11 protein-coding genes are annotated in these 13506 nt (G+C 36.1%); 3 read left to right on the top strand and 8 right to left on the bottom strand.

What is annotated here, in order from left to right; translation table 11 throughout:
- Positions 1–36 precede the first annotated feature (36 nt).
- The 7 genes from SOLCA_RS08385 to SOLCA_RS08355 form a co-directional block, all read right to left on the bottom strand.
- A complete protein-coding gene (locus SOLCA_RS08385) occupies positions 37–1119 on the bottom strand; it encodes a SusE domain-containing protein (protein WP_014680013.1) in 1083 nt (360 codons plus the stop codon).
- A 21-nt stretch (positions 1120–1140) separates the two neighbouring features.
- Entirely contained in the window at positions 1141–2727 is a 1587-nt protein-coding gene (locus tag SOLCA_RS08380) for a RagB/SusD family nutrient uptake outer membrane protein (protein WP_014680012.1), read from the bottom strand.
- A 20-nt stretch (positions 2728–2747) separates the two neighbouring features.
- Entirely contained in the window at positions 2748–5771 is a 3024-nt protein-coding gene (locus tag SOLCA_RS08375; protein ID WP_014680011.1) for a SusC/RagA family TonB-linked outer membrane protein, read from the bottom strand.
- A 218-nt stretch (positions 5772–5989) separates the two neighbouring features.
- A complete protein-coding gene (locus tag SOLCA_RS08370) occupies positions 5990–6778 on the bottom strand; it encodes an inositol monophosphatase family protein (protein WP_014680010.1) in 789 nt (262 codons plus the stop codon).
- Between the two features lie 100 nt (positions 6779–6878).
- Positions 6879–7349 carry a GtrA family protein gene (locus tag SOLCA_RS08365; protein WP_014680009.1) on the bottom strand — a complete coding sequence of 157 codons (471 nt, stop codon included), beginning with the start codon at positions 7347–7349 and terminating at the stop codon, positions 6879–6881.
- Between the two features lie 56 nt (positions 7350–7405).
- Positions 7406–8740 carry a tRNA (N(6)-L-threonylcarbamoyladenosine(37)-C(2))-methylthiotransferase MtaB gene (gene mtaB, locus SOLCA_RS08360; protein WP_014680008.1) on the bottom strand — a complete coding sequence of 445 codons (1335 nt, stop codon included), beginning with the start codon at positions 8738–8740 and terminating at the stop codon, positions 7406–7408.
- Between the two features lie 121 nt (positions 8741–8861).
- Complete coding sequence (locus SOLCA_RS08355) at positions 8862–9431, bottom strand: UbiX family flavin prenyltransferase (protein ID WP_014680007.1); 570 nt, start codon at positions 9429–9431, stop codon at positions 8862–8864.
- A gap of 255 nt (positions 9432–9686) precedes the next feature.
- On the opposite strand from SOLCA_RS08355, the gene SOLCA_RS08350 reads away from it, so the two are divergent.
- Positions 9687–10217, top strand: a complete 531-nt coding sequence (locus tag SOLCA_RS08350; protein ID WP_014680006.1) for a thioredoxin family protein — start codon at positions 9687–9689, stop codon at positions 10215–10217.
- Positions 10218–10295: 78 nt separating this feature from the next.
- On the opposite strand, the gene SOLCA_RS08345 is transcribed toward SOLCA_RS08350, so the two are convergent.
- Entirely contained in the window at positions 10296–10685 is a 390-nt protein-coding gene (locus SOLCA_RS08345) for a hypothetical protein (RefSeq protein ID WP_014680005.1), read from the bottom strand.
- A gap of 199 nt (positions 10686–10884) precedes the next feature.
- On the opposite strand from SOLCA_RS08345, the gene SOLCA_RS08340 reads away from it, so the two are divergent.
- Both SOLCA_RS08340 and SOLCA_RS08335 read left to right on the top strand, forming a co-directional pair.
- Positions 10885–12222: a cytochrome ubiquinol oxidase subunit I gene (locus SOLCA_RS08340; RefSeq protein ID WP_014680004.1), complete on the top strand. Its 1338-nt coding sequence runs from the start codon at positions 10885–10887 to the stop codon at positions 12220–12222.
- Positions 12222–13232 (top strand): cytochrome d ubiquinol oxidase subunit II, encoded by a 1011-nt coding sequence (locus SOLCA_RS08335; RefSeq protein ID WP_014680003.1) that lies wholly within the window; start codon positions 12222–12224, stop codon positions 13230–13232. Before SOLCA_RS08340 ends, SOLCA_RS08335 begins: the two co-directional genes overlap by 1 nt.
- Positions 13233–13506: the final 274 nt, after the last annotated feature.

The raw sequence follows: 13506 nt of genomic DNA, 5'->3' as shown, positions 1-13506 counted from the left end.
AATGGCGGCTTTTTGTATAATTACATTAATGAAAAATTAGTTTTTAACCATGCTATAGGTTTGATTTATTGCATCTAATGTAATGGTATAACTTCCTCCAGCTGCTACACCGAAGTTTTTACCTCCTGGGCTTAATGATCCAGAAAGAGCAGTATCTCCGTCGCTTGCAGCAGTAGAACCGTAGTTTGTAGTCCATTCATCATTCAATCTGAATTTGAACTGTTTACCTGCGGTAAGATTCATAGTCACTTTCCAAGTTTTAGATGCAGGGTCATATGTCATATTGGTGTCCGTATCCCAGCTTCCAGGTGTTGCATCACCAATTACACCCCATGAACTTGGTTTTAATGTATAGATACCTTTACTGATAGTGGTCATTTCCAGGTAGATTCTATAGTAGCCATCAGCCGTAACAGGAATATTTTTCTCATTCTGTTCTGTTAAGGTACCCGGAGATCCATCTTTCATTCCCATGTCGCCACTCCAGCTTCCTTTAGTAGGTAATATTTTAAATCCATCGCCAATTACTGTTAAATATTGATAGCTTTCAAATTTACCATCACCTAGTGATGTGAAAGGTAATGCAGCGGCTTCACTCCATCCAATAGATGTTGAACCTCCTACTAAGTACATTTCTTTAGGTTTTCCCGCATACGTAACCACCTTCATTGGAATAGAAGAAGAATAGATAGCATCAATTGTAGTACTTATTTGAGAAGCTACTCTCAATTCGATTTCAGATACTTCCGTCGGCTCTAATTGCAAATCGGTTAAAAGGGTGTTAAATTGGAGAACAGTTAAGGCTTGCTCATACGAATTACCACCTCCCGGTACTGTAAGAACGAAACTAGCAGGTTTTGCAAAATTATTGCCTTTCTTATCTGCTTGAAGCGTATACTTTACGACAGCTTCGTATCCATAATCAGCTTTAGTCCAGCTAAACTTAACGGCTTCTTTAGTTGCATTTGCTTCCAATAGTACTACATCCTGGCTTGAAGCAGATAATGCAGATGGTTTGCCTTCGGTTGCAATTGCCATTGTTTCATCTTTCTTACAAGAAGAAAGCATGAATAGCAATGCACTACTGCAAACCAATATTTTTTTGAATGTATTTTTCATAATATCTTTCAATCTACTGAATTAATAACCTTTGTTTTGTGTAATGTTAGGATTAGCTGTAACATCAGATGATGGAATCGGATACAATTTTCTGAAATCCTGTACGCTTGCCCCTGCAGATGCTCCGCCTTTCCAAGGCCATAAATATGAACCTTCAACAAATTGATTGAAGCGAATCAGGTCGGTTCTTCTGAAACCTTCCCAATACAATTCACGCGAACGTTCGTTTAATACTTCCTGTAAATTGATACTTGTTAATTTTCCGGCTGTAGAGCTTTCATATGCTCTGGCACGCAAGGTGTTAACTGCTGCAAGTGCTTCTGATTGATTACCAGCTCTTACAGCAACTTCGGCAACAATTAAATACATTTCACCTAAACGGAATAACGGAAAATCAGTATCTGAAAAACCAAGATTCATATTTGGCGAGTCGGATCCGTCAGCTCTTAAATTTTTGAATTTAATACTAGCGTATCCTTGTGTAAAGGTGATAATGCTGTTAATCTCCATCCCGTCATTTTCAACAAACATTGCACGGGTGTCAGGTGAATTTAATGGAGTTGGGAACTGTAACGGTAAATTCTTGGTAGTTCTGTGTCCACCCCATCCGGCACTTGTTCCTGACTTAGTTTTATCCATAGCACCACCAACAGAACCATTTACAAGGAATGTTGTACCTCCATAGCCCTGAGTTTTTGCTCCATCGTAGTTAATACTTAAAATGATCTCATTTTTAGCCGCAACATTATTATCTGCAACAAATAAGTTTTTGTATTTAGGAATTAGTGAGTAACCTGCATCAATTACTTTTTTTGCATAAACTGCAGCCTCCGCGTATTTAGCAGTACCTGTATAAACCTCTGCATTTAGATATAAGCGGGCAAGTAAAGCCCATGCTGCAGCTTTATCAGCACGACCGTATTCATTTGTACGTGGATCCTTAAGTAAACCTTCAACAGCTTTTAATTCACTCTCGACATAATTGAATAATGCTATTCTGTCTTTCTGGATAGGAAGATCAGCTCCGATAGCACTATTTTCATCCACAAAAGGCACATTGCCAAACAAGTCAACCAAAACCCAATATTGGTAAGCTCTTAAAAAGCGGGCTTCAGCAGCCTGATACTTAATTTCAGTTGCGTCATTTCCGGATATTCCTCTCGAACTTAATTTTTGATCTGTTGACTCTCTGATAAACTCATTTGCAACAGTAATTTGATAATAAGAACGATTGTAAAGACCTTTTAAGAATGGGTTATCTGAAGACCAATTCATCAAATGGAAGTCCTGCAAACCAGCATCTCCATTCCAAGCTGTAATCGATTCATCTGTTGGTAACTGCTGAGCGTTCCAAAATAATCGTAAGAAATCAGACGTACCTTCGTCAATTCCACCTAAGTCACCCTGACCAGCAGGACCCTGGTTTCCTGTTGTTGCAAAACTACCGTATACTTTTGCCAGAGCTTGTTTGTAGCCTGCTGGTGTTTTATAAACAACATTTGCTGTAACATCGTAAAACGGCTCTCTATCCAAATCATTAATACAAGATGTTAATGCTATAGCCATTAAACTTGCTAATGATATCTTCTTTAAATATGTTGAAATCATGATGTTTTTCTATTTATAATTTAAAAATCTACTGCTACTCCTAATGTGAAAGTACGTGGGCGAGGGTAGAAATTATTATCTATACCATTGTTAATTTCCGGATCTAAGCCCTTATAGTCAGTAATCACAAATACATTCTGCACGTTTGCTGTAAGATTTAAATTGGCTATGCCTTTACCTATTTTTCCAAAATTATAACCAATATTTAAGTTGTCCATACGGAAGAACGTAGCATTCTGAATATAGTAATCAGATAACAACTGAGTTCCATTGAAATTGGTTTGCAGTACATTTGGTGAACCATTCGCTAAATACTCTAAAGGATTTAAAATGGTAGTTTTTACTCCTCTGTTAGAGAATACGTTGTTATACATATAGTTACCAGCTGATCCGTGGAATGCCATTGATGCTGTCCATTTCTTATAGTTTAACGAAGTATTAATACCATAGTTAACAGCTGGAATAGCTGATTTATAGTGATATAGATCTTTCTCATTTAAAATACCATCGTTATTTCTGTCTACATATGCACCCTCAATTGGTTTACCATCGCTGGTATATGCTTGTTGGTATACATAGAATGCTCTTACCTTATGTCCAACACTAATCATTTGGATATTAGAACCAGTTCCACCAGTAATACCTCCTTGAGCAACACCTGGATAGTTTGGATCTGTTACATTGGTAAGTTTGGTAACATCGTTTTTATTATAAGAAACGTTGAAGCCCAGATTCCATGATAAATCTTTTTGTTTAACCGGTACAGTGTTAACTGTTAACTCAACACCTTGGTTACGTAAAGAACCAACATTGGTAGTTAGCATATTGCTAAAGTTCGAACCAGCAGAGATTGGGATGTTATTTAACAAATTAGATGTATTCTTATTGTAGAAATCAAGAGTACCTGTGATTCGGTTATTCAATACTCCAAAATCCAATCCGATATTCACAGATTCTGTTTGCTCCCATTTAATGTTAGCATCATAAGCTACCGGACGGTACATTTGATAGAATGTATCTCCAAATTGGTATTCAGCTGTTGGGGTTGAAAGTGCGTAAACAGGAATATAGCCATAGTTAGCAATTCCATCCTGTTGTCCGGTAATACCCCATCCTGCCCGTAATTTTAAATCACTAAAGGTTTTTGAATCCTTCATGAAGTTCTCCAAATTAATTTTCCATGCACCAGACACAGTAGGGAAATAACCCCAACGATTATCTTTAGAAAATTTAGAAGAACCATCGGCACGCATACTTGCCTGTAATAGATATTTCTCTTTAAAGGTGTAATTTAAACGACCAAAGAAAGATATTAATGTATTTTGCTGTTTATTAGGGAATGGAGATGCTTCTCTGGTAACTACAGTTCCATCCGTATTGTAGGCAGGATAATTGCCAATGTTGCTATAAAAATCCTGATAAGTATAACCAGCAGTTGCATCAACATTACTTTCAATTGATTTAAGATCTTTATTATAGTTTAAATAAAAATCAAATAACTTGTTTGTTTTCTCCTGAGAGTAAGGAATGTTTTGCAGCTTATTTAATGATTGTGGTGCAGCATCAACAGTGTAAATTTGCACACCCTCACCTTTACTGTAGTCATAGCCCATATTTAAATTAGCTTTTAACTCCGGCAAGAAAGGCATCTTATAATCCAATTTGATATTTCCTAAAACTCTGTTAACCGTACTGTTATTAGAATTTTGATTTAACTGTGCAACTGGATTTGCTGTTGCTTGGTTATTCCAAATTCCAGAATTGTCAAGCCATTGAAAATAACCACCGTATTTACTATTATCGCCAGAGTAAATCGACTGTGTTGGGTCAAAAGCAATAGCACTTCCAATAGCACCGGCATCAGAAAATGTGGTTTTACTATTAGAATAGCGTGCATTCATGTCAACTGCAAGGCTATTGTTGAAAAACTTAGGGTTAAGGGATAAAGCCGTAGTAAAACGCTTCATTTTATCCGTTTTAACCACACCATCTTGGTTCAAATAGCCAAATGACATACGATATGGTAGTTTTTTAATACCACCAGAAACATTAAAACTATTGTCGGTAACAAATGCGCTTTTATAAATCTCATCTTGCCAATTAGTATTGGCTGTTCCTAATTTTGCAATTTGTTGTGGGGTGCCATTGGCATTTACATAATCACGGAATTGATCAGCTGTTAATACATCAACGTGCTTGTTTACTTGTTGTATACCATTTGATGTAGTGAAATTTAATTTCAACTTATCGCTGCTTCCCTTTTTTGTAGTTATTAAAATTACACCATTAGACGCTCTCGAACCATAAATAGCAGCTGAAGATGCATCTTTAAGAATACTAAACGATTCAATATCCTTTGGATCAATAATATTCATCGGGTTAGGTGAACCGGCTAAACTAGAAGTTCCATCCGGGTTTCTATAAGTATCCATTGGTACTCCATCAATAACGATTAATGGTGAGTTACCAGCAGAAATAGAATTTCCTCCACGAATTAAAATCTCTGAGGCTGCTCCTGGAGCTCCTCCTGATGATACAATTTGAACACCGGCAACTTTACCAGTTAATAATTGTTCTGGTGAAGTTATAGGACCTTTCAAGAAATCTTTCTCGCCAACTGCAGCAATTGAACCGGTAAGGTCTTTTTTGGTTTTGCTACCGTAACCAATAACTACAACCTCTTCAAGTATCTTATTATCAGATTGTAATTTAATATTGATTTTTGGTGTAGCTCCGGTAACTGTTACTTCACGTTGTAGAAAACCAACGTATTGGAATACCAGCACATTGTTTTCAGGAACGGTAATACTATAATTACCATTTGCATCAGTGGTCGTACCTTTTGATGTTCCCTTAATAATGATGGATACTCCGGGAAGTGGTTCTCCGTTGTCATCAGTAACAGTACCTGTTACTTTAACATCTGCTTTTCTTAATTCTTTAGAAATAAGTGGGGGTGTTGTAGAGGGTAATGCTAAAGCACTTTGCGCAGCTGTCGCTAACAATAAAGCATAGCATAGCCTTAAAGGTAATTTTTTTTTCATAATACTGGCTGTTTTATTCTTTCAAATCAATGCGTACATATTACACTATACGCGTAATTCGACACTAATATAAAACCAGTATTGATATTGTCAAAAAAAAGTTTCGAATAGTTAACTTTAATTTTACAATTAATCAACTAAAAGCTGATTAATTGTAAATACTTTGGGAAGTATAATTATGAATATTATATTTAATTAATGGAAATTTTGTTAAATTATTAAAAATACTTTTCCGTAATTTTTATTATTTCATTTCCAATAATACCGTTTCCTGCTACAATTTCTCTTGTGTTGATAAATTCAGGTCCTCCGGTAAAATTTGTGATGGTTCCACCGGCTTGCTGCACAAGAAATGCTCCTGCAGCTACATCATAAGAGTTTAAATTATATTCAAAGAAGCCTTCAAAGCGACCGCAGGCTACATAAGCTAAATCTATAGCAGCAGATCCTATTCGCCTGATTCCATGTGTTTGTGGAATTAATTCTTTGAATACCTGCATGTATTTTTCCAGTTTTTCAAAATCGTAATACGGAAAACCTGTTGCAATTAATGATTGGCCAAGGGTTTCATTTTTTGAAACTTGTATAGGAGTTCCGTTTAAATAGGCCTTCTCTCCTTCCCAACTGTAAAATAGTTCTCCTGAGTTAACCTCGTAAACAACTCCTAAAACGGGCTCATTCTTTCTGTACAAAGCAATGCTGATTGAAAAAGCCGGAATACCGTGGATGAAATTAGTAGTACCGTCGAGTGGGTCTACAATCCAGTTGTAAATTTCTCCCTGCTTATTGATCGTTTCTTCTTCTGTAACAAAACCTGCTTCCGGAATAATTACCTGCAGTCCTTTTACAATCATTTCTTCAGCAGTTTTATCGACGTATGAAACCAGGTTGTTTAATCCCTTGTATTCAATTTTGCTCGAATCGAATTTTTCTCGTTCCGTTTTTATAAAAGCACCTGCTTGCAGGGTTACTTCTTTTACAGCTTCAAATATCTTCGATAATTCCATATTATTTACGAGTTACGTGTTGCAAAATTTAAATTGATAGAAAATGGCATGAATTCATATTTTTTGTGAATTAAGTACTCACAAAAAACTTGAAATTCATTTATGCCGTTTTTACTCTGAATGCAAAGTATTTTCCCAGGAAAAAGCTAAGTACAGCAACGATCATAGCAGCAACTGCTCTTGATAATGTAGGGAACCAGTGCATAAACTCTACAAAGAATTTTAACAGAAAATAGTTGGCAGAAAAATTTATGGCCGCCACAATAACGTATCTGAATAGCTGTACTCTTGTTCTTAAGTTTGAACTATTAAAGACAAAATATTTGCTAATAAAAAAATTAGTGATAAACCCAGCCGTAAAGGAAACACATAAAGATGCTATGTGAGCACTTACTTGTGAGTTCAAGAAGTAAACAGGTTGTTTCTGTATTACAAAATTGAAAAAGACAAAGTATACACCTATATCAACAGCTGTTGAGGTGCCACCTGAAATTAAAAAACGGAAAGCTTTGTTTTCAAATATGTTTTTGGATAGGTCTATTATCTTTTTTCGGCGCTGATTGTCGGCCATATTGATTAAGGGGCGGTTTAAATGATTGACTAATTACTTTTAGTAAGTTTTATGATTTAATGTGTTAATATTTCTTCAGCTTCTTTTACTTCCACGTCACCTTCATTGTTTATATGCAATAACTGAACATCTTTTAACTCATTTACCAATACAGGGTCATATTTTACCGAAACTTTTATGTAATTGCGGGTAAAACCATGCATTTTACCTTCTTTACTATCAGCTTCAAACAATACCTGGAAGTTCTTATTTAAATTTTGCTCATAGAAATAACGACGTTTTTTCTCCGATAATATATGGAGCATTTTACTTCTGTCGGCACGCTCTGAACCACCTATTACACCATCGTATGTTGCAGCCGGTGTGTTTTCTCTTTCTGAATAAGTAAATACGTGCAAATAAGAAATGTCAAGCTCATTCAGGAAATTGTATGTATCAAGGAAATCTTCTTTTGTTTCGCCTGGAAAACCTACAATAACGTCAACACCAATACAGCAATCTGGCATTAATGATTTAATCTTTGCAACGCGCTCTGCATACAACTCTCGTTTATATCTCCTGCGCATTAATCCTAATATCTTGTTGTTTCCAGATTGTAATGGAATATGGAAATGGGGTACAAATCTAGTTGAAGAAGCAACAAATTCAATTACTTCATTCGAAAGCAAATTAGGTTCAATTGATGAAATACGAATACGGTCTATCCCCTCCACTTTATCTAAAGCCTGTACTAGTTCCAGGAACGTATTCTCATGTTTTTTATTTCCATGTTCACCTTTACCGTAATCGCCGATATTTACTCCTGTTAATACAATTTCTTTAACGCCTGAAGCAGCTATATCATGAGCTGATTTTACAATATTGGCTACAGTATCGCTACGACTGGCACCACGCGCGAGTGGGATGGTACAAAATGAACAAGAGTAATCACATCCATCCTGGACTTTCAAGAATGTACGGGTACGATCGCCGTAAGAATACGATGAAATAAACGTATTAGCTTCTTCGATAGGTTTGTTATGAATCTCAGCTTTAGGTTTTTTCGTAAGGTCATTAATGAATTCAAGCAAACGAAACTTTTCAGCGGCACCCAATACAAGGTCAACTCCTGGAATTTCGGCAATTTCTGTAGGCTTTAGCTGTGCATAACAGCCAATAATCACTACATATGCGTTGGAAGAATATTTAAGAGCTTCTTTAACTACTCGCTTGCACTTCTTGTCAGCATTTTCAGTTACAGAACAAGTATTGATCACATAAACATCGGCACCTTCCTGAAACTCTACAGTTTGATAACCGCTGTCGGCAAACATACGGCCTATTGTTGAGGTTTCAGAGAAGTTCAACTTACATCCTAACGTATAAAAACTAACTTTTTTGGGCGAATTCATAAGGGCGCAAAGATACTGATTTTTAATTTGAGAATGTGAGAATTTGTAAATTTGAGAATTAAGTAAACTGCTGAAATTAATACAATTACATCGGTTACAAATTTTTTAAATTTTCAAATTCTCAAATTTTCTCGTTTCCCCACTCGTATGATCTGTTTACTAATCCAGCCAGATCAATTACACGATTAATAACTGTTAGTGCTATTTCTTCGTGAGTTTGGGGTCTGCTATAGAACGATGGACTGGCCGGGCAAATGATCCCTCCTGCTTCGGTTACAGTTTTCATGTTATTGATATGAATAAGACTTATCGGGGTATCGCGAGTTACCAATACAAGTTTCCTTCGTTCCTTGAGGACAACATCAGCTGATCGTGTAATAAGATCGTCTGATACGCCCGTTGCTATCCTTGCCAATGTTCCCATTGAACAAGGAGAAATAATCATTGTATTGTATTTTGCAGATCCGGACGCAAAAGGGGCCATAAAATCTTTTTTGCTATAAAATGGAAAGTCATAATCTTTGTATGATTCATTTCCCAATTCAAATTTCCAAACATCTTTTGCATTGTCGGACATAACGATTCCTATAGCATCAATTTGATCTTTAAGCTGTTGTAACTTATCCAATAATACTTTGGCATAAATAGATCCGCTTGCTCCTGTAATTGCGACAACAATTCTGTGTTTCATTCGTATAAAATTTTTTTAAGATAAGTTCAAGTATGTTCAGTTTGCAGTTTATAAATACATTCGGTTTTCTTATACTTATCCTAGGATCATCGATAATAAAATGTGCTGCAAATGTAAGAATAAAAAAAGGGCCGATTAATCTCTTAATCGACCCCACATCTACCTATGAAAAACATGCCCTGGGTGGGCACTACAAAAGTAGGAAGATTTAATAGGTTATTAAAATATTTTTGAAAAAAAATTAACACCACACATATGATTATTAAAAAAACGGCTTTAACGGGTCTTGTATGCATTTTTTTGGGAATGTTTAATTTTTGTTACAGTCAATCTAACGATGAAATTAGATGGTTAAACATCGAACAAGCTGAAATTTTAATGAAAAAAACGCCTAAAAAACTCTTAATTGATGTTTATACAGATTGGTGTGGGTGGTGTAAAACGATGGACAAAAAGACCTATGCCAATCCCAATGTAGTAAGTATCATCAATAAAAACTATTATGCAGTAAAACTGAATGCGGAAAATAAAGATGCGATTACATTTATGGGCACTACCTATAATTACCGTCCGGAGTACAGATGCAATGAAATCGCAGTAGCTTTATTGGGCGGACAATTATCTTATCCACATACTGTTTTTCTGGATGAAAAATTACAAAGTCTGACCAAAGTACCAGGTTTTGTAAATCCGGATGAATTTATTCCTATCCTTAATTATTTCGGCGATAATTTTTATCAAAGAATGAATTGGGATGAATATAAATCATCCGTTAAAAAACTGTAAATAAATAGCAACAGGCAATAAAAAAGAATCGTCTGTAGCTATTGGCTACAGACGATTCTTTCATTGATAAATTGATTTTTAATTTTTGTGCTTCGTTAAGAAGTTATTATACTCCGATTTTAATTCGTTAAAAATTCGCTGGTAGGAATCCGTTCTGTCTCTTAATGCAGCCTGGTCATTTTCAATCAGGTGGTCAACTTCACTTTCTTCTACCCCTTCAGCTTTTAATTTGACTGCTTTATCAACTTGCTTTAAATCATGAAAAAGCTCATCGGAAACCTCATTTTGTCTGATAAATTGGTTCTGAAAATGTTCAATGAAAGGCTTAACATCATTTGAAGTGCTCTTTTTCGCAACTTCTTGAAGACTATTGTTAAATCCTTTTAATTCATCACGAACCAAACTTACCATATTTTTCCACTCTGCGATTTCATCATGTAAATCGGTTGCTTGTTTTGTGCCGTTCATAAGCGTAAAAATTTAAAAAAATGAACAATTATTTTAATAATAGGTGATTGGCATTTTGGATATAAATTTAAAATAATATTCCTTTTAAAAAAATGATATTGAAAACAATTGTGCTCGTTTACAGCTTAGTAAAGTATCGGAAGTGCATTGTTACAGGAATATTTCCGATTTCAGCTATTCATTTAATAAATTTGACAGTATGGATAATCTGTTAGCTGCCCGTTCGCAAATGGCCTTATCTTTAGGCTTTCATATCATTTTTTCTTGTATAGGCATGGCAATGCCTTTTTTTATGGCCATTTCTCACTATAAATGGATAAAAACGGGTGATCTTCAATATAAAAATTTAACAAAAGCATGGAGTAAAGGAGTTGCAATTTTTTTTGTAACGGGAGCAGTTTCAGGCACCATGCTTTCATTTGAGTTAGGGTTGTTATGGCCCGAGTTCATGAAGCATGCAGGTCCGATTTTCGGAATGCCCTTTTCGTTAGAAGGTACGGCATTCTTCATTGAGGCCATTGCATTAGGGTTTTATTTATACGGATGGAATAAGTTTAAACCCTGGTTCCATTGGTTTACCGGGTTAACAGTGGGTATTACTGGTTTAGCATCGGGTATTTTAGTAGTGGCGGCTAATGCATGGATGAATAGTCCGGCCGGATTTGACTATATAAATGGTCAATACCTGAACATTGATCCCATTAAAGCCATGTTTAATGATGCCTGGTTTTCTCAGGCTCTTCATATGTTGATTGCTGCTTTCGTTTCTACCAGTTTTGCTGTTGCGGGTATTCACGCTTTTATGATCATTCGCAAAAAGAATGTGTTATTCCATTGGAAGGCATTTAAAATTGCAGCCTCATTTGGAGCCATTAGCGCTATTCTACAACCTTTGAGTGGCGATATATCAGCCAAAGACATTGCGGTGCGACAGCCGGCTAAATTGGCTGCCATGGAGGCTCACTTTCACACGGAAGAAAGAGCCGCCTTGATAATCGGTGGAATTCCTAATGAAAAAGAGAAGAAAGTGGATTATGCCGTAAAAATTCCTGGCGCATTAAGCTTTTTGGCTCATGGCGATTTTAATGCTCCGGTAACCGGGTTGGATAAAATTCCGGAAGACCAACATCCTCCTGTTGCAATCACTCATTATGCATTTCAAATAATGGTTGGCTGCGGTATGTTGTTAATGGTAGCTGGCATCATGTATTTGTTTGCACACTACCGGAAAAAGCAATGGCTACAATCTGGTTGGTTTTTTAAACTATTTGTGCTTTTGACACCATTAGGATTTATTGCCCTTGAAGCTGGTTGGACTGTTACTGAAGTTGGTCGACAACCATGGATCATTTATGGAGTAATGCGTACCAGTGAGGCTGTTACGCCAATGCCGGGAATTCAGTATTCATTCTATTTATATACAATTGTTTATCTGTCGTTGAGTTTTGCAGTTAGTTTTTTATTGTATCGTCAGATCAAGAGTATTCCGGCTAAGTATGACACTGACCAAGTTGAATCATCATTTACTATAAAATAATGTTGTACATTAATATTGCCTTTTTAGGCCTTTCCATATTACTTTATTTATTGTTAGGCGGTGCGGATTTCGGCGCAGGCATCATTGAACTATTTAGTGGTGAAGAGGAAAAAAGTAAAACCCGTAAACTAACCTATAAGGCCATTGGACCTATTTGGGAAGCTAATCACATGTGGCTGATCATTACTATTGTGATTTTGTTTGTTGCTTTTCCAATGATTTACTCCACTATTTCAGTGCATTTACATATTCCCTTGCTGATCATGTTATTCGGTATTATTGCAAGAGGAACAGCCTTTGTTTTCAGGCACTATGATGCAGTGAAAGATGATATGCAAAAAGTTTATAATGTAATTTTTGTGTATTCAAGTTTCATTACCCCTCTCTTTTTAGGTGTAATTTCGGGATCATTGATCGCAGGAAGAATTGACCTGAATGCAACTGATTTCCATACTGCCTTTATTGCCCCTTGGTTCAATCTGTTTTCTTTCAGTGTGGGCTTGTTTACAGTTTGTATCTGTGGTTTTTTAGCTGCTGTTTATTTGATCGGCGAAGCAAAATCGACTGAAGATGTGCAGATTTTCACACGTAAAGCCAAGAGGATGAATATTGTTACTGTTTTAGCAGGAGCTTTAGTGTTTATCATCGCTGAAATTGAACATATCAATCTTATGCGTGGGTTATTTTCAAACGGATTAAGTCTGATTGCGATCTCACTCGCCTCATTTTCACTGATCTTTCTGTGGTATTTCCTGCTTAAAGGTAGAAAGATCATCGTGCGCTTATTAGCAGGTTTTCAAATTACAATGATCTTATTTGCTGTAGGATATGAATATTTCCCTGCTTTTGTTATGCTGAAAGATGGCGGGCAAATTTCGTTAATTGAAAACACTGCTCCACTTAATACACAGCTTGCTTTAGGCTATGCACTACTGTTTGGTTGTGTGTTTATCTTACCGGCCTTGTTTTACTTGTATTACAGTTTCCAGCATAAAGAGCAGGAGTATTAGTTTAGTCCATAGTTCATAGTCGAGAGTCCATAGTCCATGGTCAATAGTTCATAGTTCATAGAATGGATCAAAAACGAAAGTTGTGAGGGCTAGTTTTAGACAGTAAGCGTTTGTCATCATGAGGAACGAAGGTCCAGTACAGAAAATGCTGCATTCTCCGGCGATTAAAATCATTTAAGAACCATAATTTTAAGAAGATAATCCCCATTACCTCCGGGGTGATCTTCAAAAATAGTTGAGGCTTAAACTCTTTTAAAGTACTATTGACTATCGA

Source organism: Solitalea canadensis DSM 3403 (assembly GCF_000242635.2).
In the GTDB taxonomy this organism is placed as follows: domain Bacteria; phylum Bacteroidota; class Bacteroidia; order Sphingobacteriales; family Sphingobacteriaceae; genus Solitalea; species Solitalea canadensis.
This window is presented reverse-complemented; position numbering and strand designations above follow the sequence as displayed.